This is a genomic window from Nitratireductor sp. CH_MIT9313-5 (genome assembly GCF_037029545.1).
Lineage (GTDB): Bacteria > Pseudomonadota > Alphaproteobacteria > Rhizobiales > Rhizobiaceae > Chelativorans.
Genome location: NZ_JAYMER010000017.1, coordinates 242312 through 264168, shown reverse-complemented (window position 1 = coordinate 264168; position 21857 = coordinate 242312). Strand labels below are relative to the sequence as shown.

Below are 21857 nucleotides of genomic sequence, written 5' to 3'. Positions count from 1 at the left end.
CTTTGGTTCATACTGCTGGAACCGGCGCGTCTGGTGCCGGGAACATGCGCACGGCAATGAAGGAGACCCGCATGACCAACCACATTTTCTCTGGCTGCATCCCGGCGTTGATGACGCCCTGCACGGCTGATCGTCAGCCGGATTTCGACGCAATGGTGCGCAAGGGCAAGTCGCTGATCGAGGCGGGAATGCGGGCGGTTGTCTATTGCGGTTCCATGGGCGACTGGCCGCTGCTGACTGACGAGCAGCGCATGGAAGGCGTGAAACGTCTTGTCGAAGCCGGCGTGCCGGTTATCGTGGGAACGGGTGCGGTGAACACCAAAAGTGCGGTTGCACATGCGGCACATGCGGCCGAGGTCGGCGCGCAGGGGCTTATGGTTATTCCACGCGTCCTGTCGCGCGGCAGCTCCGCCACGGCCCAGAAGAACCACTTCAAGGCCATCCTTTCGGCAGCACCCGAGCTTCCGGCGGTGATCTACAACAGCCCCTATTACGGCTTTGCCACGCGTGCTGATCTCTTCTTCGCCTTGCGCGCGGAGCACCCGAACCTTGTCGGCTTCAAGGAATTCGGAGGTGCGAAGGATCTGACCTATGCGGCCGAGCACATCACCAGCGGTGACCCGGACATCAAGCTGATGATCGGTGTCGATACGACCGTCTTCCACGGCTACGTGAATTGCGGCGCATCGGGTGCGATCACGGGCATCGGCAATGTGTTCCCGAAGGAGGTTCTGCACCTTGTCGCACTGTCGGAGGCCGCGGCTGCAGGTGACGCGGATGCGCGTGTGCGGGCGCAGGAGCTGGATGCTGCACTCCATGTCCTGTCCACCTTCGATGAGGGGCCAGACCTGGTGCTCTACTTCAAATATCTGCTCGTGCTGAACGGCGAGGAAGAATATGCGCTTCACTTCAATGAAGATGACACCCTTACGGAAAGCCAGCGCGGCTATGCCGAACGTCAATACGAGCTCTTCCGCAGCTGGTATGCGGAATGGAGCAAGCAGCCGGGTGCGGTGACCAAATACGCGGCGTGAGGCTGCAAAATGGACAGGCCCTCCCATCCGGAGGGCCTTTTAGCAGGTCAAACGGCTTCGAGCCCTTCACGGCGCAGCCGTTCCAGCATGGACCATTCCTCGCCGGACAGCTCGATGCCCTCTTCAAGCGACTTCCTGCGGGCTGCAAAACGCCGCTGTGAGGGCAGACGTGCACCCTGACCGGCTATGGCTTCGAAGAGCGTTTCAGCGCGTGCGAACGGATCGCCGGAGCGGCCCTTCGCAAAGCGTTTGGGGTCGAAGGCAAGGAGCAGTTCCCCATGGGCTGGGGCAAGCGTTGTGGTGCCAAGTGCCTCCAACGCTTCAGGGCTGGTCAGGTCTCCGATCATCACGCCTGCCAAGAGCTCGATCATGGTGGAAATGGCCGAACCCTTGTGTTCGCCGAAGGGGAGCATCGCGCCATCGAGGGCGGCAACCGGGTCGGTCGTGGGTTGACCATCGGCGTCGATCGCCCATCCTTCCGGCAGCGGCTTTCCGGCCTGCCGATGCAGTTCGATCTCACCTCGTGCAGCGACACTGGTCGCGAAATCGAAGACATAGGGCGGCTGGTCCTTGCGTGGCCATCCGAAGGCAAAAGGATTCGTGCCGAGCAGAGGGGCGGTGCCGCCGGAAGGTGCAACGCTGGCGTAGCTGGGGCACATGGCCATGGCAGCAACGCCCTGATCCGTCAGCGCCTCGATCTCTGGCCAAAGCGCCGAGAAATGGGTGCAGTTATTGATGACGAGGGCGGCCAGCCCCAGCTCCTTCGCTCGCTCCACGAGACGCGGCGCGCCAAGCTCGAAAGCGGCATTGGCAAACCCGCCATCCGCATTCACGCGTAAAATTGCGCCTTCGTCGGAAGAAAATACAGGATTGGCGTGTGTTCTGACCTTGCCAGCCTTGATGGTGCGCAGGCATCCTTCCAATCTGTAAACCCCATGGGACTTACACGCATCGCGCTCGCCGGCCACGATGACCCGCATGAGCGCCCCTGCATGGAGTGCCGACAAACCCGCCTTCTGGAGGATCTCGTCAACCAGTTCTGCGAGCGCGTCTACGGAAACAGCTTGTCGATGCACCAATCATCCTTTCTGCCCCATCCGGGGCTATCTAGCCTTGCATACTTTTTGTATACGCGAGGTGAGAGCCGCTGACCAGCAGGCACGGCGGACCAGTAATTGAGCCTGAGACAGGCTTTCGATCCCGAGCAAGGAGGAATACATGTCGTTCACACCTCACGGAAAACATCTGATCGCCGGCGAATGGGTTGCCGGAAATGAAACCTTCCAGTCATCACCTGCACATGGTGACGCCCACTCCTTCTCCGTAGGCACGGTTGCACTTGTCGATCAGGCGGTCAAAGCTGCAGAAGAGGCTTTTGAAGTCTATTCGCGCAAGTCCCGCGAAGAGCGTGCGGCCTTTCTTGATGCAATTGCCGAGGAGATGGAAAAGCGCGGCGACGCAATTACCGAGATCGGCACACAGGAAACCGGTCTTCCCAATGCGCGCCTTGAAGGCGAGCGCGGGCGTACGGTCGGGCAGCTTCGTCTCTTTGCCGAGCATATCCGCAAGGGCGAATATCTCGATCGTCGCAAGGATGCGGCATTGCCTGACCGCAAGCCCGCACCCCGCCCCGAGCTGGTCATGGTCCAGCGCCCCATCGGCCCGGTTGCCGTCTTCGGTGCGTCGAACTTCCCGCTCGCATTCTCCACTGCCGGCGGCGACACGGCGTCGGCCCTTGCAGCCGGTTGCCCGGTTGTCGTGAAGGGCCATTCGGCGCATCCCGGTACGGGCGAGATCGTGGCAGAAGCCGTAAAGGCTGCGCAGGAGCGCTGCGGCATGCCGGCAGGCGTGTTCTCTCTCATCCAGGGTGGCAACCGTCAGGTCGGCCAGGCGCTTGTGCAGCATCCGCTCATCAAGGCTGTCGGCTTTACCGGAAGCCTTGCTGGTGGCCGTGCGCTGTTCGACCTTTGTGCAGCACGTCCGGAGCCGATCCCGTTCTTTGGCGAGCTGGGTTCTGTCAATCCGATGTTCCTGCTTTCAAATGCAGCCGAAGCGCGTGGCGAGGAGATCGGTAAGGGTTGGGCAGGATCGCTTACCATGGGCGCGGGTCAGTTCTGCACGAATCCGGGCATCGCTATCGTGCGCGAAGGTGAGGCCGCGGACCGTTTCGTTTCCGCTGCAGCCGAAGCGCTTGGTGCGGTCGAGGCCCAGGTCATGCTGACCGACGGCATTGCCCAGGCATTCTGCTCGGGCCGCGATCAGATCGCACAGAGCAATGCCGCTCGGCCCGTATTTTCCAGCGAGTCGGAGGGGCGCAATGCCTCACCGGTTCTCTTCGAAACGACGGCTGCGGAATTCTCGGAGAACGAGCTTCTGCATCACGAAGTGTTCGGACCGCTCGGACTGGTTGTTCGTGCAAAGACTTCGGAGGAGATCGAGAGCATCGCCCGCAATCTGGAAGGCCAGCTGACGATTACCCTCCACATGGATGATGCGGATCTGGATGAAGCGGTAGCGCTACGTCCGATCCTCGAGCGCAAGGCGGGCCGCTTGCTGGTGAACGGCTTCCCAACCGGTGTCGAGGTCGTCGATTCCATGGTTCACGGTGGACCTTATCCAGCGAGCACCAATTTCGGTGCCACGAGTGTCGGAACGCTTGCCATACGTCGCTTCCTGCGGCCGGTCTGCTACCAGAACATGCCGGAGGCACTTCTTCCTGAGGATGCGCGCGCGTAAATCTCGCTACCAGCGGTAGATCATAGAGCGGGAGCCGCGAGGTTCCCGCTTTTTTTATGAGCCGGGAGAGAAAATTTTTTCCGTCGACCTTTAGTATACAAATTGTATTTTATTTGTGGATGTGCTTTTTGATGTCGTGCGGTCAGCGCGAGCGGCTGTGCAGGGACAACACAAGAATGGGAGACCTCCATCCATGAACGCCAAGATCATCGCCAGTGGTCTAATCGCCGCAGCCGTGTTTGCCGGCCCGGCCAAAGCAGACAAGCTTGATGACATCATCGCTTCCGGCACGCTGCGCTGCGCCGTCGTGCTCGACTTCCCGCCCATGGGTTCACGCGACGAGAACAACGAGCCGATTGGTTTCGACGTCGACTACTGCAACGACCTGGCCAAGGCGCTGGGTGTCGAGGCGGAGATCGTCGAGACGCCATTCCCCGATCGCATCCCCGCACTTGTTTCGGGCCGTGCGGATGTTGGTGTAGCCTCCACTTCCGACACGCTTGAGCGTGCAAAGACCGTGGGCTTCACCATTCCCTACTTCGCCTTCACCAATGTGGTGCTGACCCGGGACGGGACCGAAATCGACAGCTACGAGTCCCTCAAGGGCAAGACGGTCGGTTCGGTTGCCGGTACCTATGAGGCGATCGCTCTTGAAGAGGACATCAAGAAGTGGGGCGAGGGCGGCAGCTTCCGTCCGTACCAGTCGCAGGCCGATGTGTTCCTGGCGCTTTCGCAGGGCCAGATCGAAGCGACCGTCGTTACCTCCACCGTTGCATCCTCCATTGTCGAGAGCGGCAAGTATGAGGGCCTGACCATCGGTGGCGATGCGCCTTATATCCCCGATTATGTATCGCTCATCACGCTGCGTAACGAATATGGCCTTCTGAACTATCTCGATCTGTTCGTGAACCAGCAGGTTCGCAGCGGCCGCTATCAGGAGCTTTACGAGAAGTGGGTTGGTGGCGAAGCACCAGACCTCACCATCAACAAAGTCTACCGCTGATCCCGAAGGGGAGCGCATCTAAGCGCTCCCCTTTCATTTCCGGGTAGCATGCGGAGCGCAGTATGTTTGACTACACGTTTCAATGGCGGCAGGCCTATCGCGCCTTGCCGCAAATGCTGGACGGCGCGCTTGTAACCTTGCAGATCGCCGTCCTGTCGATGGTTATTGGTGTGACCATCGCCGTTATCCTGGCCGTAGCCCGCAACTCGAAATCGCGTTGGCTTTATTGGCCTGCCACCGCCTGGGTTGAAGTTGCCCGCAACACGCCGGCCCTTTTCCAGATCTATATGGCGCATTTCGGTCTGGGCTCCTTCGGGATCTATCTCAGCCCCTTTGTTGCGCTTCTGGCTGGCATCACCTTCAACAATGCCGGTTATCTCTGTGAGACCTTCCGCGGTGCACTCAGAGCCATACCTGATACGCAGGTGCGTGCTGGTCGCTCGCTCGGCATGGGGCCGGCAAAGACATTTCGCCTGATCGTGCTGCCGCAAATGCTGCGCATCGCGTTTCTGCCCACCACGAACCAGATGGTCTGGGCCATTCTCATGACGTCACTAGGCGTGACGGTCGGCATGAGCACGGATCTGACCGGCGTGACGCAGGATCTCAATTCGCGGACCTTCCGCACATTCGAGCTCTTCGCGCTTGCTGCGGTTCTTTATTATGCCATCGCGAAAGCGGTGATGCTTGGCGCGCGTCTCCTCGCCTGGCGCCTGTTCAGGTACTGAGGAGGAACAAGCCATGTTCGATACCGCACTAACCCTCAACGATATGCTGTTCCTCGCAAAGGGAGCGGGGGTAACGCTTGCCATCACATTCTTCGCCGTTATCGGCGGAACCGTGCTTGGGCTGACCTTTGGCGTGATCCGCAGTCATATCCGCCCGTGGATGGCGCTGCCGCTGACTTTCATCCTGGACATCTTCCGCTCGGTGCCGCTGCTCATACAGCTCATTCTCGCGAATGCATTCCAGGCGATTGCCGGTCTCCAGCTATCGCCCTTCGTCACCTCTTGCGTGGTGCTCGCGCTCTACACCTCTGCCTATTGCACCGAGATCGTGCGTGGCGCGATCGATGCCGTGCCGACGGTCACACGCCGTGCTGCACGCTCGCTGGGACTGACCTGGGGGCAGGACATGACGCAGGTCGTCTTCCCCATGGCCCTGCGCGTGGCGCTGCCAAGCTGGATCGGTCTGACCTTGAGTGTCCTGAAAGACAGCGCGCTGGTGCTGTGGCTCGGCATCATCGAGCTGCTGCGCTCTAGCCAGATACTCGTAACGCGACTGCAGGAACCAATGACCATCCTGCTCATCACCGGCGCGATCTATTTCGCGCTCAGCTTCCCGATTGCCCGACTTGGCGGTCGCCTGGAGAAAAGGTGGCAAGAGAATGATTGAAATTGAGAATGTTCACAAATCCTTCGGCTCGCTGAAGGTCCTCAAGGGCATCAACCTGACCGTCGACAAGGGTGAGGTGGTGTCGGTGATCGGTGGTTCCGGCTCCGGCAAGTCGACGCTTCTGACCTGCATCAACGGGCTTGAGAAGATCGACAGCGGCCGCATTCTCGTGGACGGTACCGAGGTTCACGCCAAGTCGACGGACCTCAACCGCCTGCGCCGCAAGATCGGCATCGTCTTCCAGCAGTTCAACGCCTTCCCGCATCTGACCGTTCTAGAGAATGTCACGCTCGCACCACGCAAGGTGAAGGGGCTTGGCAAGGCCGAAGCCGAAGAGATCGCGGTGAAGCATCTGGAGCATGTGGGGCTAGGCGACAAGCTTAAGGTTTATCCGGGCCGTCTGTCCGGTGGTCAGCAGCAGCGCATGGCCATTGCCCGCGCGCTTGCCATGTCACCGGACTACATGCTCTTCGACGAGGTCACATCTGCGCTTGATCCGCAGCTTGTCGGTGAAGTTCTCGATACGCTGAAAATGCTTGCCGAAGACGGCATGACCATGATCTGCGTAACCCATGAGATGAGCTTCGCCCGCGACGTCTCCAACCGCGTCGCCTTCTTTCACAAGGGTGTCATGGAAGAGATCGGACCGCCGGAGCAGATATTCGGCGAGGCCAAGAGTGAAGAGACCCGCAAGTTCCTGTCGAGTGTGCGATAGATGAGCGAGGATGAGGTGGTGGTCGTCGGGGCCGGGGTGATCGGGCTTTCGATCGCTCTAGCGGCTCAGGCCCGGGGCATGAAGGTTCGTGTGATCGAGCGCGAGGCGCCGGCAGCCGGTGCCTCCGCCGGCAATGCCGGTGCGTTCGCCTTTCCCGACATTCTGCCGCTTGCCTCGCCGCGCATCATCCGACAGGCGCCGAAATGGCTGCTTGATCCCTTGGGTCCACTCAGCGTGCCGCCGCGCTACGCTCACCGCATCGCGCCCTGGATGCTGCGGTTCTGGCGGGCAAGCTGGCCGGATCGCCTGCGCTCATCGACGGTGGCGCAGGCCGCAATGATGCAGCTTGCGCAGGAAACGCTCGAGCCCTTTCTCGAGCGCGTCGGGCTTACCCACATGCTGCGCCGGGAAGGGCAGCTTCAGGTCTATGAGGGCGAGCGGGAGTTCAAAGCCTCGCTTGAAGGCTGGAAGGCGCGGGACGAAGCGGGCATCCCCTTCAAGCATCTGAAGGGGGAAGAGATCGCGGAATATCAGCCGGGTCTCGCACCGCGCTTCACCCATGCCACCTTCACGCCAGGCTGGGCGACGATCGACGATCCAAAGGACTATGTTCTGGCACTGGCCGAACGCTTCAAGGCGGATGGCGGCGAGATCGAGATCGCAATTGTCGAAGCGCTGGTCCCCGGAGGCGTGAAGACCTCTGCGGGCATCCGCAAGGGGCGGGTGGTGCTCGCGGCGGGCGCATTCTCGCATCATCTTGCCCGCACGGTGGGCGTGAAAATCCCGCTGGAGACGGAGCGCGGCTACAACACCACGCTGCCGGACGACGCCTTCGATCTGCGCATGCACATCACCTTTGGCGGCCATGGCTTTGTCATTTCACGCCTGCGCTCAGGGCTGCGTGTCGGTGGTGCCGTGGAACTGGGCGGGCTGGACCTGCCACCGAATTATGCCCGCGCGGACGCCATGCTGAACAAGGCCAAGTCGTTCCTGCCTGGGCTGAAAACCTGCGGTGGCAAGCAGTGGATGGGCTTTAGGCCCTCGCTGCCCGACAGTCTTCCAGCCATTGGTCCTCTGCCAAGCTATCCCGAAATACTATGCGCCTTTGGACATGGTCATCTGGGCCTGACACAATCAACCGCGACGGCGGAGATCGTCGCCGACCTTCTGGAAGGGGCGGGGCCGAAGATCGACCTTCAAGCCTTTTCGCCAGCTCGTTTTTCGAGGTTTTGAATGAGTACCTACACATTCCCCTGCATTGATGGTCACACCTGCGGCAATCCGGTGCGTCTTGTCACCGGCGGAGCACCGCTGCTCAAAGGCGCGAACATGCTGGAAAAGCGCGCCCATTTTCTGGCCGAATATGACTGGATCCGCACCGGCCTGATGTTCGAGCCGCGCGGGCACGACCAGATGTCAGGCGCCATTCTCTATCCGCCAACGCGGGAGGATTGCGATATCGCGGTGCTGTTCATCGAGACCTCCGGCTGCCTGCCCATGTGCGGGCATGGCACGATTGGCACGGTGACAATCGCGCTTGAAAACGGCCTCGTGCGTCCGCAGGTGCCGGGCCAGTTGCGGCTTGAAACGCCTGCAGGCCGCGTCGACGTGAGCTACCGCCAGGAAGGCCGGTTCGTCGAAGAGGTTCGGCTGACCAATGTACCCGGCTTCCTGCATTCGGAAGGCCTGACAGCGGAGTTGGAAGGTGTCGGCGAGATCGTCGTTGATGTTGCCTATGGCGGCAATTTCTACGCCATCGTCGAGCCCCAGAAAAATTTCCGCGACATGGAGGATTTCACCGCGTCGGAATTGATCGGTCTCAGCCCGAAACTGCGCCGCGCGCTCAATGAGAAATACGAGTTCGTTCATCCCGAACATCCCGCCATCAATGGCTTGAGCCACATCCTCTGGACGGGCAAACCACGCGATCCCGAAGCTCATGCACGCAATGCCGTGTTCTATGGCGACAAGGCGATTGACCGGTCGCCCTGTGGCACCGGCACCTCCGCGCGCATGGCGCAGCTTGCGGCCAAGGGCAAGCTGAAAGAGGGAGACGATTTCGTGCATGAGAGCATCATCGGTTCCCTCTTCAAGGGACGCGTTGAGAAGATGACGGAAGTGGCCGGCAGGTCTGCGATCATCCCGTCAATTGCCGGTTGGGCGCGGGTGACGGGCATAAACACGATCTTCATCGATGAGCGTGATCCCTTCGCGCACGGATTTGTCGTCACATGAGCGCGCTTGCCAGCGGCAAACTCATCGCACCCGCCAAGGTGCAGGGGCCGGTGCTGGCGCTCTCGGAGGGCCTGAGCTTCTGGGGCGGGGTTGATCCGGACACCGGGCATATCCGCGACGCCTATCACCCGGCATGCGGCGAGAGCATGGCGGGCCGCATCGTCATGATGCCGACCAGTCGCGGCTCGTGCACCGGCAGCGGCGTTCTTCTGGAGCTGGCGCTCAACGGTAAAGCGCCTGCCGCTCTCATCTTCCGCGAGAGCGAAGATATTCTGACCCTGGGCGCGCTGATTGCAGGGCGGATGTTCGACCGGCATCTTGCGGTGCTGCGCCTGCCTGCAGAAAGCTATGAGGCGCTGGCTGCCTGTAGCGAGGCTGCGATCCATGATGATCGCGTCGAGGCAGAGGATCTGAGCATCCCGCTGGAGCGTGTCGATGCCTCCGCGCTTGAACTCACCGCGGCGGATCGTGCCATGCTGGACGGGCAGGAGGGCGAAGCCGTGCAGCTTGCCATGGAGATGATCTGCACCATGGCCGCCTCTCAAGGTGCGACCGCGCTGGTTGATGTAACGCGCGGTCATATCGACGGCTGCATCTATGCCAGTCACGCCAATCTGCGCTTTGCCGAAGCGATGCTGGACCTGGGTGCACGTGTGCGCATCCCGACCACGATGAACGCGATCTCCGTCGATTTCGGCAACTGGCAGGCGCAGGGTGTCGATCCCGCTTTCGGCCAGCCAGCATCGCGCCTGGCTCAGGCCTATGTGGATATGGGCGCACGCGCCAGCTTCACCTGCGCACCCTATCTTCTGGACGATGCTCCGACCAAGGGCGAGGCCATTGCCTGGGCTGAATCCAATGCGGTGATCTATGCCAACAGCGTGCTCGGCGCGCGCACGGTCAAGCATCCGGATTTTCTGGATCTCTGCATTGCGATGACGGGCCGGGCGCCCATGTCGGGCGTCTATTCCGACGACGCACGGCGGGCAAGACTGATCATCAATGTCGAGCTGCCTTCAGGGCATAATGACGCCTTCTGGCCAATGATGGGCTGGGTGGCAGGACGCCTTGCACCCGACTGCATCCCTCTTATCCGGGGGCTGGAGGCGGCTGCGCCCAATGAGGACGATCTCAAGGCGCTTTGCGCGGCCTTTGGCACGACATCGGCCGCGCCCATGCTTCATGTTGCGGGTGTAACACCGGAAGCCGACAATGTAGCACTGCCGGATGCCCGGGAAGTTACGGTCGGACCCGCGGACTTGCTGGAAGCCTGGACCGCCTTCAATCAGGGCGGGGAACAGGTGGAGCTTGTCGCATTCGGCAGTCCTCACTTTTCAATCGCGGAATGCGGCAAGCTGGCGGAGCTTCTCGATGGCCGCCAGTGCAAGACCGGTACGACTGCCATTGTGACACTTGGACGTGATGCGCTTGCCGCCGTGCAAGCCGACGGGACGGTCGAGCGCCTGAAGCGGGCGGGCGTGAAGGTGGTGGCCGATATCTGCTGGTGCTCGATCTCCGAGCCGGTCTTCCCGCCCGAGGCGCGCAATCTCATGACCAATTCGGGCAAATACGCCCATTACGCGCCGGGCCTTTCGGGCCGAACCGTGCGTTTCGGCAGCCTTGCGGAATGTGCCGAGGCGGCGGTCACGGGGCTTGCCCCCAAGACACCGCCGACCTGGCTTGCCTGATTATCCATTCGCCCCGGGGAGAAAGCGCGATGCGCAGTTCGAAGACAATCCATGTGATTTCCGCTCACGCCGAGGGTGAAGTCGGTGATGTAATCGTCGGCGGGGTAACCCCACCGCCCGGCGATACTCTCTGGGAGCAGAGTCGCTTCATTGCCCGCGACGAGACATTGCGCAATTTCGTGTTGAACGAGCCGCGTGGCGGTGTCTTTCGCCACGTGAACCTTCTGGTGCCGCCAAAGGACCCGCGTGCCGATGCTGCCTTCATCATCATGGAGCCGGAAGACACGCCGCCCATGTCCGGCTCGAACTCAATCTGCGTTTCCACCGTGCTTCTGGATGGCGGTATCCTGCCGATGAGCGAGCCGGTGACGGAGCTGACACTGGAAGCACCGGGCGGGTTGGTGAAGGTGCGCGCGGAGTGCAAAAACGGGAAGGCGGAACGCATCTTCGTGCAGAACCTGCCGAGTTTTGCAGCGCGCCTTGATGTCGATCTTGAAGTGGAGGGCATCGGCACGCTGAAGGTGGACACAGCCTATGGCGGTGACAGCTTCGTCTTCGTCGATGCGCAAGCGCTGGGCTTTACCCATTCTCCCGACGAAGCGCATGACATGGCAAAGCTTGGCGTGAAGATCACCGCCGCTGCCAATGAGGCGCTGGGCTTCGATCATCCGGACAATCCGGACTGGAAGCATATCTCTTTCTGCCTCTTTGCCGGGCCTGTCACGCGCGAGGGCAACGAATTGCGCGCCAATGCGGCTGTTGCAATCCGCCCCGGCAAGATCGACCGTTCACCGACAGGCACCGCACTCAGCGCCCGCATGGCCGTACTGCATGCGCGCGGGCAGATGACAACGCAAGACCGGCTGACCGCAGTCTCGCTCATCGGGTCCACCTTCACGGGGCGCATCGTCAGAGAGACCGAGGTTGGCGGGAAGCCGGCCATCGTTCCCGAGCTTTCGGGACGCGGCTGGATCACCGGCATTCACCAGCACATGCTGGACCCGGATGATCCCTGGCCGGAAGGCTATCGCCTCAGCGATACCTGGGGTGCGAGGTAACTTCTTCCTGCCCGTGCCGTCATGCATAGGCAGCGTCTATATCACCCATCGGCTCCCCCTATTTGCCGCCACGGTTCGGTCATGGTCCTTTTGCCGCGACCGGAAACAGGCTCAAGAACAAGGGGAACCGAAATGAGCATTCTGAAGCGCGTTCTTACCACCTGCGCGGCCGCACTTGCCGCCTCCACCATTGCCGCTCACGCAGAGACGACGATCCGTCTTGGCCATGTGCTGCCTGAAACCCATAGCTGGCATGTAGCTGCGACCGGCTTTGCGGAAGAAGTCGCCGAGAAGACGGATGGCCGCGTGACGGTCGAGGTCTTTCCTTCCGGCCAGCTGGGCAATGAGAAGGAAGTGATTGAAGGTCTGCAGTTCGGTGCTGTACAGGCAGGCGTAATTGGCAGCGGCTCGTTCCAGTTCCTGGAACCGAAGATCGGCATCATCGAAATGCCCTATGCCTGGGAAAGCCGCGAGCAGGCTTTTACGGCCCTCGACGGTGATCTGGGTGGTGCGCTGGCCGATCTTCTCGACGACAAGGGTGTCGTGGTTCTCGCCTGGTGGGAGACGGGCTTCCGCAACATCACCAACAATGTGCGGCCCATCGCAAAGCCGGAAGACCTTGACGGTCTGAAGATCCGCGTCACGCCGGACAAGGTCCGTCTGGCAACATTCGAGATGCTTGGCGCAGAGCCTGCACCTCTGGCCTTTGGCGAGCTTTATTCCGCGCTGCAGCAGGGCGTGTTCGACGCACAGGAAAATCCGCTTTCGATCATCTATTCCTCGTCCTTCTTCGAAGTGCAGAAATATGTGTCCATGACCGGTCATATCTGGGGCGCGGCGAGCCTCGTCGTCTCCAAGGCCGTATGGGACAAGATTTCCGAGGAAGACCAGGCGGTCTTGCGCGAGGCCGCACAGAGCTGGGCGGTCAAGCAGCGCGAGATGACGGCCGAGGCGGAAGCCGATCTTCAGGCGAAGCTCGAAGAAAAAGGCATGAGCTTCAACACGGTCGACAAGGCCGCCTTCATAGAGGCTGTTGCACCGATCTGGGAATCGCAGGCGGAGGTCTTCGGGCCTGAGCTGATGAAGACGCTGGAAGCCTATCGCTGATGGCGAAGCCGAAGGGTCTTGAGGTTCTGGAGCTTGCATCGGTCGAACCGGTGCAGCTCTTCGACTTCCAGCAGCAGGTGCTCTTCTCCCCGGCGCAGCGGGGAGAGGGCTTCATCAAGCTGGCGGTGACAACCGGGCGCAAGGGCGCAAAAAGCGTGGCCCACAGCCATCCGCGTGACGAGGTAACCCTGACATTGAAGGGCGAAGCGTTGCTTAGAGCCGGTGGTGAAACCTACCATCTGCGTGAGGGCAGTGCAGTGCGCCTGCCGCCGGGGCTGGATCACACGGTCGAAGTCATCTCCGACGAATGGGTCGTGGTCGCCGCCTATTGCGACGAGTGCAGCCTTTGCCGTGGCCCGGACAGCCCCTTTCCAGCTGATGGTTTGAAGCCATGACACATGTTCAATCTTCCGGGCAGCCCAATCCGGTTCTGAAAGCGGTTGACGCCAGTGCGCGTTGGGCCTGTGCGCTGGGCATCGCGGCCTTCACGGCGATCATCTTTTATGTCGTCTTTGCGCGCTGGGTGCTTTCCTCGACGCCTGGCTGGGCGGAGGAACTGCCGCGCATCCTGCTCGTCTGGACCACATTCCTGGGTGCCGTATCCGGCTTCGCCCGAGGCAGTCATTTCCGCGCCGGGCTCCTTCCGCTCTTCGCGCGTTCGGAGCGAGTGCAGAGCTGGGTTCGCCTGGCAATGGCGCTGTGCTCTGCAATCTTTCTGGCGGTGATTGGCTATACCGGCTGGCAGCTTGCGATGCTGACCTGGAGCAACGGCACGACGGCGCTCGATCTTCCCGTCGGCCTCTTTTATCTCGCGCTCCCCGTCTCCGCGGTTCCCGCGCTGATCGCCCTTGCCGCAGGTGGTGCATTCAAATGAGTTCTTCGCTTCTCGTTCTTCTGGCGGGCTTCGGCGTGCTGGTTCTGCTTGATGCCCCGATCGCGGTCGCACTCGGGCTGGCCTCGATCCTCTATCTGACGATCACGGATCTGGCACCGCTGATTGTGGTGGCCCAGCGCTCGGTCGCGGGCATCGACAGTTTCACGCTGCTTGCCATTCCACTGTTCCTGTTTGCCGGGCTCCTCATGGTCCATGGGGGGCTTGCACCACGGATCGTCGCGCTGTTCTCCGCGCTGGTGGGACAGCGCAAGGGCGGGCTTGCGGTGGTCATGATTGCGGCCTGCATGCTGTTCGGTTCCCTTTCGGGTTCAGGCGTGGCCGATGTGGTCGCCATCGGCACGATGATGATGCCGGCACTGAAGGATAAGGGCTACGCGCCGGGATATTCTGCCGCCGCCCTTGGCTGCGCCGGTTCTCTCGGCACGGTCATCCCGCCCTCCATCGTGCTGATCGTCTATGGCGCGACGACAAACACCTCCATCGGCAAGCTCTTCGTTGCCTCCATCGTGCCGGGCATTCTTCTCGGACTCGGGCTGATGGTTGTGGCCTGGCTGATCGCGCGCCGGAAGGGCTGGGGCGGTGGCGAACCGTTCAGCTTTGCCAATCTTGCCACAGCCTTCCGTGGTGCCGCGCTTGCCCTTCTGGCACCGGTACTGGTTGTTGGCGGCATTCGTAGCGGCTTCTTCACGCCGACCGAGGCTGCAAGTATCGCCGTGGTCTATGCGCTGTTCATCGGCTTCTTCGTCTATCGCGAACTGACGCTGGCAATTGTCTTCAGGCTTCTGCGCGAGACGGCGGAGATGACCGGTGCAATCCTGCTGGTGATTGCGGCTGCATCCGTCTTCGGCTGGATCCTGGCGGCGGAGCAGGTGCCGCAGCTGGCGGTGTCGCTAATCTCCGGCGCTACGGAAAGCGCCACCATAGCACTCTTCGCGTTGATGAGCGTTGTCCTCGTGCTTGGCACCTTCATGGAATCGATTGCCATCATCCTGATCCTTGCCCCGGTCTTCATGCCGGTGCTGGCGACCTATGGCATCGATCCGGTCTATTTCGGCGTGCTCCTGACCATCAATCTGGCAATCGGCGCGAACACCCCGCCGCTCGGCATTGATCTGATGGCCGCCTGCCGGACCGGGGGCATACCCCTTTCCGATTCCTTCGGGTACCTGGTGCCATTTCTTGGGGTCATGGTCGGGGTGCTCGTCCTTCTGGTGCTTGCGCCACAGCTCGTTCTTTTTGCAATCTGAATACGAAGTTCCGGGAGTAGTTCATGGCTTTTGATGCTGACGCACGGGTTGATCTCGGCAGGTTCTGGGAGACCATCCAGACCTCTGCGCAGATCGGCGAGGGGCGGCCGGGTGGTCTTGCCCGGCTTACCCTTACTGATGCGGACCGCCAGATGCGCGACCAGTTCGTCACCTGGTGCAAGCAGGCCGGTATGGATGTGGAGGTCGACGAACTTGGCTCGATCTTCGCCTGTCGCAAGGGCAGTGAGCCTGATCTTCCGCCGGTTCTGGTGGGCAGCCATCTCGACACCCAGATCAATGGCGGGCGTTATGACGGGATCGCGGGCGTTCTTGCGGGGCTGGAGCTTTGTCGCACGCTGGATCAGCTTGGCCACCAGACGAAGCGTTCGATCGTCGTGGTGGACTGGACCAATGAGGAAGGCGCGCGCTTTTCCCCGCCAATGGTGGCTTCCGGTGGATTTGTCGGGCGATACGAGCGCGACTGGATCTATGACCTGACCGATGACGAGGGCAAGAAGTTCGGCGAGGAGCTGGAGCGCATAGGCTATCGCGGCTCACGCAAGGCAACCGGCCACGCGGTGGACGCCTATTTCGAGCTGCATATCGAGCAGGGCCCGCTTTTGGATGCCGAAAACAAGCAGGTCGGCATCGTGACAGGCGGCTATCCAAGCCACGGCATGCGCGTTGGCTTTACGGGGCAGACCGCCCATACGGGCCCCACGCCGATGGATCTGCGCCACAATGCATTGGTTGCAGCAGCGCGCTGGGCAACCGCAGTGGACGATATCGGCTGGGAGTTCGCCATCCACGACGGCAAGGCAACGGCCGCGCGTCTCGTGGCATGGCCGAACAAGGCCGGTATCCTCTCCGATACCTCTGAAGCCGTGTGCGATGTGCGCCATCCCGACCCCATAACCGCTCGCGTAATGGCGGAAAAAATGCGCAGGGCAGCCTTCGAGGCTGCGGCGCGGGCAGGCTGTGAAGCAGTCATCCACGACGAATGGAAGTGGGGCGGCGACATCTTTGACGCGAAGATGGTTGATGGATTGCGCAACCACGCCAAGCGAATGGGCTATGACTGGCGGGACATCCAGTCCCAGGCCGGGCATGACGCATATTTCATGGCGACCCGTTACCCCACGGCAATGGTCTTTACCCCATGCAAGGATGGCATTACCCACAACAACAATGAACATTGTGAGCCGGAAGATTTCGAGCCGGGCTTGAACATTCTTCTGCATGCGGTTGTCGAACGGGCGGACAGGTGAGGCATGAATTTTCTGGATGAGGCAGAGCTGGAAAAGCGGCTCGAATGGCCGGCGCTGATTGATGCGATCGGTGAGACCGTTCGGGCTGGAACGGTGGTCTCGCCGGAGCGGCAGGTCTATCCGATCGAGCTGCCGAGCGGAGAGACTGCCAGCCTGCTTCTGATGCCAGCCTGGATTGCCGGCGAATCCATAGGGGTAAAAGCGGTCACCTTCTTTCCGGGAAATGCGGCCAAGGGCAAGGCAACGATCAATGCAAGCTATCTCCTCTTCGACGGGGAAGACGGCACGCTGAAATCCGTCAGCGAGGGCGACACGCTGACCGCGCGGCGCACGGCGGCAGCGTCGGCATTGGCTGCGCGTTATCTCGTCAGGGACGATGCGCAGCGTCTTCTGGTGGTTGGCACCGGGCAGCTCTCTGCGGCTGTTGTCGAAGCCCATGCCGCGGTGCGCGACTATTCCGAAATCATGATCTGGGGCCGCAATCCGGCCAAAGCCAGCAGCATCGCCTGTGGGCTGGAAGCCAAGGGTCTCCCGGTCAAGGTGGCCGAGGATCTGGAAGCGGCTTGCCGTTCGGCTTCAACGATCTCCTGCGTGACGAGTGTCACGACACCCATCATCAAGGGCGAATGGCTGGGCGAGGGTACGCATATCGACCTCATAGGATCGTTCCGTCCAGACATGCGAGAGACCGATGATGAGGTGGTTCGCCGCGCCAGTATCTTCGTTGACACGGCCAAGGGCGCGACACTTGCCGGCGATCTTTCCCAGCCGCTCGAGGCGGGGATAATCCAGCCGGATGACATCAAGGCAGACCTTGCTGCCCTCACGCGCGGAGAGCACCAGGGGCGAGTGTCACCTTCTGAGATCACCCTGTTCAAGTCTGCGGGCTTTGCGCTTGAAGATCTGGCTGCTGCGCGGTTGGCTGATGAATGGAGCGGGATCGACCAGGCCTGATCTAGTGCTGCGCGGCATCGGCAGTACCGGACAGACGCATCAGCTCTTCCACCGTGTCGATAAAGGTGCGCTCTGCCGGTGAAAGGTCGACATTCGGATTGCTGAGCAAGAAGACGTCCGCGCCGAGTGGCTTGTCGGTGATTTTCAGCGGCCATAGAAGCCCGCGCTCGACCTGGGAACGTACGGCGGTATCAGGCAATATACCGATGCCGAGCCCGCAGATGATCATGCGGCGTACCTCTTCCAGATTGGGGCTTGATGCGATGGTGCGTGAACCAAGGCCGACGCCTTCACGCAGCGCCACCATCGGCTCCAGCCCCAGACCTTCGCTGGCGCAGGTGAAGGAGACAAAAGCCTCCTGCTGCAAGGCGCGAATATCAACTTCGCTGACACCATAGAGCGGATGCTCTGCACCGCAGAACACGCTGAACTCTTCGCGGAAGAGCTTGCGGCAATCGAGATTGATCATGGGCTTTGACAGGAGGCAGATGCCAAGTGCGGCCTGTTCCTGCGCCACGGCCCGCACGATGGACTGGCTGCTCGCCACCTCTATGCGCCAGGTGATGGCGGGATGGCGCTGGTGGAAGAGCCGGATTGCCTCGTCGACGAGTTCGGATTGCAGATGGCTGACGATAAGCAAGCGCACCTGCCCCGACAGGCCCTCGCTCGCATCGCGTGTCAGCTCCGAGATGCGGGTGACACTGCGCAGAATTTCATCGCATTCCCGGTAGATCTTCTCGCCCTGCACAGTCAGCTCGAAGCGGCGGCTGTCGCGGTGGACGAGCTGGCAGCCAAGCTGCTCCTCGAGGCGCTGGAGCGCGAAGCTTACCGATGGCTGGCGCATGTCGAGGCGCTTCGCAGCCTTGGTGATGCTTTTCTCCTGCGCAATCACCCAGAAGGTGCGCAAGAGGTTCCAGTTGAGCTGGCCTGAGCCGGTGAATGCCGATTCCATAGCGCCCCGCAGATGAAGATGAGGCTAGCCTAGTACAGCTTATTGCAGTGGAGCGCCATCAACGCGTAGATGTAGCCAGACAGCTGCAAAGCCTCACGGAGCGGATTTCATGAGCGAGACGATATTGGTCGCGCATCGCCTTTTTGACGGCGAGGCGATGCGGGAGGACGTCGCGCTTGTCATCCGCGATGGCTTCATAGTGGATATTGTGCCGCGTTCGCAGCTTGCGCAGGAGGCGATTGCCGAGGTGCTGCCCGATGGCGTGCTTGCGCCTGGCTTCATCGACGTACAGGTCAATGGCGGCGGCGGGCGCATGCTCAACAACGCACCCACGGTGGAAACCGTGGATGTGATGGCGAAGGCCCATCGCCGGTTCGGCACCACCGCGATGCTACCCACCCTCATCACCGATACGCGGGAGATCTCCGAACGTGCCGTTGATGCAGTCCTCGAAGCGACCCTGAACGTACCAGGTGTCACTGGCCTGCATCTGGAGGGGCCGCATCTGGCGCCCGGTCGCCGCGGCGCGCATCTGGCGGAGCTGATGCGTCCCCTCGAGGAGGCGGACATTGCGATGATGCGTAGGCTGGCCTTCGAACTGCCTGTACTGCACCTGACACTGGCCGCAGAGCAGGTGCAGCCGCTGCAGGTTGAGCTGCTTGCGGCTGCGGGCGTTGTCGTTTCAATCGGACATACCAACTGCACTGCGGAAGAGGCGCGCATCCTGTTCGATGCTGGGGCAAGGGGCGTGACGCATCTCTTCAACGCGATGAGCGGCTTCTCCCATCGTGCTCCCGGCCTTGTTGGCGCTGCTCTCGACGAGGGGCAGGTCTGGTGCGGCGTGATCGCGGATGGCCACCATGTCGATCCCACCGCCTTGCGCGTGGCGCTGCGTGCGAAAAGGGGGCCGGGTCGTCTCTTCCACGTGACAGACGCCATGGCGCTGGTCGGTTCGCAGGAGACGGAATTTTCGCTTAATGGGCGCGCAGTTCGCCGTGAGCCGGGTGAGGTCTGCTCTCGACTGGTTCTCGAGGATGGCACGCTGGCGGGCTCGGATCTGGACATGGCAAGCGCTGTACGTTTCGGCGTTCAGAAGCTGGACCTGTCTCTGGAAGAGTCGCTTGCCATGGCGACTTCCTACCCGGCGCGCTATCTCGGCTTGGAAGAGCATCACGGGCTAATAAAGCCGGGCGCGCGCGCGGATATGGTCTGGCTGGATGACGCACTGCATGCTCGTGCCACCTGGATTAGCGGCAGGAGAGCCTGATCAGCGGCGTCTTCGCGGGAAAAGCTGGCTCCAGAAATCGTAGGCCACGAGCAGAAGCACGAAGCCGACGACAACGAAGAGCGCGGGGCGGGGGACCGAGAAGACGAATATTCCCAGATAGCCCGCCAGGGCAGCAAAGGCGATGAGGGCGGTGATGCGGTCTAGCAGCATGGTTCTTCTCCTCCGTCATCGCCCGTAAACGAGCTGTGGCAGGTAGTAGATGATCGCCGGCACGTTGTAGAGAATGATCATCGCAAGGAAGACCATGCCGACATAGGGCAGGGAGCCTGCAAAGATCTGCGTGAGGCGAACATGGGGCGGAGCAATACCTTTCAGATAGTAGGCAGACATGGCCATCGGCGGCGTCAGGAATGATGTCTGCAGGTTTAGCGCTATCAGGATGCCGAAGAACAGCGGGTCGATGTCGAACATCGGCAGGAGCGGCAGGAAGATCGGCACGAAGATGATGATGATCTCCGACCATTCGAGTGGCCAGCCGAGCAGGAAGATGATGAGCTGGGCCAGAAGCAGGAACTGCAGCGGCGTCAGGTCCAGACCCTGCACGAACTCGCTGACGAGATGTTCGCCGCCGAGATAGGAAAACACCGAGGCAAAGACCCACGAGCCGACGAATAGCCAGCAGACCATGGCCGTTGTCTTCACCGTCAGATAGACGGATTCCTGCAGGCGCTTCCACGTCAGCGCACGATACGCCATAGCGAGCAGCAGGCCGCCCAGCGCGCCGATTGCGGCAGCTTCCGACGGGGTGGCGAAGCCGAAAAGGATTGCGCCCAACACCGCGACGATCAGGAATGCGAGCGGGAAAAAGGACGTCAGAAGCATCCAGATGACCTGGAAGACGGTTACGTCATCGCCAAGCTTTTCCGGCTTTGGCGCCAGTTGCGGCTGCAACATGGCGCGTATGACGACATAGACAAGATACATGCCTGCCAACAGGAAGCCCGGCAGCAAAGCGCCTGCGTACAGCCTGACAATCGAAACGCCGGAGGTCGCGGCATAAACGATCAACATGATCGAGGGTGGGATGAGGATGCCGAGCGTGCCGCCTGCGCAGATTACACCTGCTGCAAGCGAAGTATCGTAACGCGCCTTGAGCATTGCAGGAAAGGCGAGCAGGCCCATGAGCGTGACGACCGCGCCGACGATGCCGGTTGCAGTGGCGAAGAGCGCGCAGGTGATAAGCGCTGCCACGGCCATGGAGCCCGGCAGCCTGCGGGTGGTGACGCTCAGCGTCTGGAACAGGCGATCCACGATATTTGCCCGCTCCACCACATAGCCCATGAACAGGAACAGCGGCACCGCGGTCAGGACATCGTTGGCCATGACCGAATAGGTCTGGTTGACGAAAAGGTCGAAGACCCGATTGTTGAAGAAACCGCCGATATAGTTCTGGATCAGCGTGAATGTGTCAGCGTCCTGCTGGAGCGCACGCGTGTAGGGCATCCACATCCGGTCAGCGTCGAAATAGGCATAGTAGCCAAAGATGATGCCCATCGCCATCAGGGTGAAAGCAATGGGGAAGCCCAGCAAAATGATGAAGATGAAGATGCCGAGCATCGCCACGGCGACTTGTGGGTCAGTCATCGACGTGGCTCCTTGGGCTCGACAATGTCAACAGCTTCGCTGCCGTGGCGCAGTGCTTCGGCACCTTCCTTCTGAAGAATTTCCTCAAGCTCCTGAACATCCTGGGCATGAGGCGGCCATTCACCGGTGCGGATCGTTATGATGCAGCGGAAGACCTGGGCGATGCCCTGCATGACGAGGAGGATGCCAGCCGCGATGATGACGGTCTTGAACTGGTAGATCGGCACGTTGGCCGGGCTCATATTGGAGACTTCCAGATAGCGCCATGAGCGACTGGCATATTTCCAGCCGGCGAATATGAGAGCCAGAACACCGGGGAAGAAGAAGAGGAAGTAGAGCACCAGCTCTACTTTGGCCTGCGTACGCTCCGACCACAGGCGATAGAGAAAATCGCCGCGCACATGGCCGTCGCGCGACAATGTATAGGCACCGGCCATCATGAAGAGCGTGCCATACATGATATAGGTCAGGTCGAAGGCCCAGACGGTGGGTGCGCGGAAGGCGTAGCGGACGACGACCTCGTAGCTGACGGCCAAAGTCATCAGGACCACGCACCAGGCAAAGGCCTTGCCGAACCATGCGGAGACGGTGTCGGCGAAATGGATATAGCGCTGCATCGTGAAAATCTGCTCCCGATCGGCTGCGTTCCCGCTCAGCCGCTTGTGGCAGGCGGGCCGTCAACCAATGTGGTGACGGCC

General features: G+C 61.1%; 22 protein-coding genes. 17 read left to right on the top strand and 5 right to left on the bottom strand.

All coding sequences use genetic code 11. The annotated features are described in order from the left end of the window. Positions 1-71 precede the first annotated feature (71 nt). Positions 72-1034 carry a dihydrodipicolinate synthase family protein gene (locus tag WA367_RS15265; protein WP_336057632.1) on the top strand — a complete coding sequence of 321 codons (963 nt, stop codon included), beginning with the start codon at positions 72-74 and terminating at the stop codon, positions 1032-1034. Positions 1035-1081: 47 nt separating this feature from the next. Here the strand turns inward: WA367_RS15265 and WA367_RS15260 are convergent, their stop codons facing one another. After that, positions 1082-2110, bottom strand: coding sequence for an Ldh family oxidoreductase (locus tag WA367_RS15260; RefSeq protein WP_336057631.1), 1029 nt, complete (start codon positions 2108-2110; stop codon positions 1082-1084). 142 nt (positions 2111-2252) lie between these two features. Here WA367_RS15260 and WA367_RS15255 point away from each other — a divergent pair, with 142 nt between their 5' ends. The 15 genes from WA367_RS15255 (at position 2253) to WA367_RS15185 (ending at position 17335) form a co-directional block, all read left to right on the top strand. Further along, the gene (locus WA367_RS15255) at positions 2253-3770 is read left to right on the top strand and encodes an aldehyde dehydrogenase (NADP(+)) (RefSeq protein ID WP_336057630.1); all 1518 of its coding nucleotides are present in this window, start codon (positions 2253-2255) and stop codon (positions 3768-3770) included. A gap of 193 nt (positions 3771-3963) precedes the next feature. Then, on the top strand, positions 3964-4773 hold the full coding sequence (locus tag WA367_RS15250; RefSeq protein WP_336057629.1) for an ABC transporter substrate-binding protein: 810 nt from the start codon (positions 3964-3966) through the stop codon (positions 4771-4773). 62 nt (positions 4774-4835) lie between these two features. Further along, positions 4836-5501: an amino acid ABC transporter permease gene (locus tag WA367_RS15245; protein WP_336057628.1), complete on the top strand. Its 666-nt coding sequence runs from the start codon at positions 4836-4838 to the stop codon at positions 5499-5501. A 13-nt stretch (positions 5502-5514) separates the two neighbouring features. Continuing rightward, positions 5515-6168 (top strand): amino acid ABC transporter permease, encoded by a 654-nt coding sequence (locus WA367_RS15240; RefSeq protein ID WP_336057627.1) that lies wholly within the window; start codon positions 5515-5517, stop codon positions 6166-6168. Beyond that, positions 6161-6883, top strand: coding sequence for an amino acid ABC transporter ATP-binding protein (locus WA367_RS15235; protein WP_336057626.1), 723 nt, complete (start codon positions 6161-6163; stop codon positions 6881-6883). Before WA367_RS15240 ends, WA367_RS15235 begins: the two co-directional genes overlap by 8 nt. Further along, positions 6884-8116 (top strand): NAD(P)/FAD-dependent oxidoreductase, encoded by a 1233-nt coding sequence (locus WA367_RS15230; protein ID WP_336057625.1) that lies wholly within the window; start codon positions 6884-6886, stop codon positions 8114-8116. Beyond that, positions 8117-9118: a 4-hydroxyproline epimerase gene (locus WA367_RS15225; protein ID WP_336057624.1), complete on the top strand. Its 1002-nt coding sequence runs from the start codon at positions 8117-8119 to the stop codon at positions 9116-9118. It begins immediately after the preceding gene. Further along, the gene (gene lhpI, locus WA367_RS15220; RefSeq protein ID WP_336057623.1) at positions 9115-10806 is read left to right on the top strand and encodes a cis-3-hydroxy-L-proline dehydratase; all 1692 of its coding nucleotides are present in this window, start codon (positions 9115-9117) and stop codon (positions 10804-10806) included. The genes WA367_RS15225 and lhpI overlap by 4 nt, the downstream gene beginning before the upstream one ends. A 29-nt stretch (positions 10807-10835) precedes the next feature. Next, positions 10836-11864 (top strand): trans-3-hydroxy-L-proline dehydratase, encoded by a 1029-nt coding sequence (locus WA367_RS15215; protein ID WP_336057622.1) that lies wholly within the window; start codon positions 10836-10838, stop codon positions 11862-11864. 132 nt (positions 11865-11996) lie between these two features. Next, a complete protein-coding gene (locus WA367_RS15210; protein WP_336057621.1) occupies positions 11997-12971 on the top strand; it encodes a TRAP transporter substrate-binding protein in 975 nt (324 codons plus the stop codon). After that, positions 12971-13366, top strand: a complete 396-nt coding sequence (locus tag WA367_RS15205) for a cupin domain-containing protein (RefSeq protein ID WP_336057620.1) — start codon at positions 12971-12973, stop codon at positions 13364-13366. The genes WA367_RS15210 and WA367_RS15205 overlap by 1 nt, the downstream gene beginning before the upstream one ends. Continuing rightward, positions 13363-13845 (top strand): TRAP transporter small permease, encoded by a 483-nt coding sequence (locus tag WA367_RS15200; RefSeq protein ID WP_336057619.1) that lies wholly within the window; start codon positions 13363-13365, stop codon positions 13843-13845. The genes WA367_RS15205 and WA367_RS15200 overlap by 4 nt, the downstream gene beginning before the upstream one ends. Next, the gene (locus tag WA367_RS15195; RefSeq protein WP_336057618.1) at positions 13842-15113 is read left to right on the top strand and encodes a TRAP transporter large permease; all 1272 of its coding nucleotides are present in this window, start codon (positions 13842-13844) and stop codon (positions 15111-15113) included. Before WA367_RS15200 ends, WA367_RS15195 begins: the two co-directional genes overlap by 4 nt. A gap of 23 nt (positions 15114-15136) precedes the next feature. Further along, on the top strand, positions 15137-16381 hold the full coding sequence (locus WA367_RS15190; RefSeq protein ID WP_336057617.1) for a Zn-dependent hydrolase: 1245 nt from the start codon (positions 15137-15139) through the stop codon (positions 16379-16381). A 3-nt stretch (positions 16382-16384) separates the two neighbouring features. After that, positions 16385-17335 (top strand): ornithine cyclodeaminase family protein, encoded by a 951-nt coding sequence (locus WA367_RS15185; protein WP_336057616.1) that lies wholly within the window; start codon positions 16385-16387, stop codon positions 17333-17335. 1 nt (position 17336) lies between these two features. On the opposite strand, the gene WA367_RS15180 is transcribed toward WA367_RS15185, so the two are convergent. Continuing rightward, a complete protein-coding gene (locus WA367_RS15180; RefSeq protein ID WP_336057615.1) occupies positions 17337-18287 on the bottom strand; it encodes a LysR family transcriptional regulator in 951 nt (316 codons plus the stop codon). Between the two features lie 109 nt (positions 18288-18396). On the opposite strand from WA367_RS15180, the gene nagA reads away from it, so the two are divergent. Next, positions 18397-19554 carry an N-acetylglucosamine-6-phosphate deacetylase gene (gene nagA, locus WA367_RS15175; RefSeq protein ID WP_336057614.1) on the top strand — a complete coding sequence of 386 codons (1158 nt, stop codon included), beginning with the start codon at positions 18397-18399 and terminating at the stop codon, positions 19552-19554. Here nagA and WA367_RS15170 read toward each other — a convergent pair whose 3' ends face one another. The 3 genes from WA367_RS15170 to WA367_RS15160 are packed head-to-tail and all read right to left on the bottom strand — an operon-like array spanning position 19555 to position 21776. After that, a complete protein-coding gene (locus tag WA367_RS15170) occupies positions 19555-19725 on the bottom strand; it encodes a hypothetical protein (protein WP_336057613.1) in 171 nt (56 codons plus the stop codon). It lies immediately after the preceding gene. Between the two features lie 15 nt (positions 19726-19740). Continuing rightward, positions 19741-21159, bottom strand: coding sequence for a TRAP transporter large permease (locus WA367_RS15165; protein WP_336057612.1), 1419 nt, complete (start codon positions 21157-21159; stop codon positions 19741-19743). Then, on the bottom strand, positions 21156-21776 hold the full coding sequence (locus WA367_RS15160) for a TRAP transporter small permease subunit (protein WP_336057611.1): 621 nt from the start codon (positions 21774-21776) through the stop codon (positions 21156-21158). Before WA367_RS15160 ends, WA367_RS15165 begins: the two co-directional genes overlap by 4 nt. Positions 21777-21857: the final 81 nt, after the last annotated feature.